Origin of the sequence: Shigella sp. FC1967 (assembly GCF_001743005.1) — a bacterium.
Lineage (GTDB): Bacteria > Pseudomonadota > Gammaproteobacteria > Enterobacterales > Enterobacteriaceae > Proteus.
In genome coordinates this window covers 1-225 of the sequence record NZ_MIIZ01000393.1, presented here as the reverse complement: position 1 = coordinate 225, position 225 = coordinate 1, and the positions used below count along the sequence as shown (strand labels likewise).

The 225-nt window shown below is 35.6% G+C and carries 1 pseudogene; it reads right to left on the bottom strand.

Features of this window, described 5'->3' with window-relative positions:
- Positions 1 to 24: 24 nt before the first annotated feature.
- Positions 25 to 135, bottom strand: a pseudogene (locus BHE89_RS27305) (hypothetical protein); the annotation flags it as partial.
- Positions 136 to 225: the final 90 nt, after the last annotated feature.

The window sequence follows — 225 nt, the reverse complement described above, 5'->3', positions numbered from 1 at the left end:
AGTTGTCTCGGCATCTTATTCATTTTAATGTATTAGTTGAGAAAAGCGTTTCGCCTCTATCACATCAGCAACTGATTCAGTTTTGCCAAAATACGACCTAATAACTTGCAGATTATAAATCTCAATAGTTGTCTCGGCATCTTATTCATTTTAATGTATTAGTTGAGAAAAGCGTTTCGCCTCTATCACATCAGCAACTGATTCAGTTTTGCCAAAATACGACCT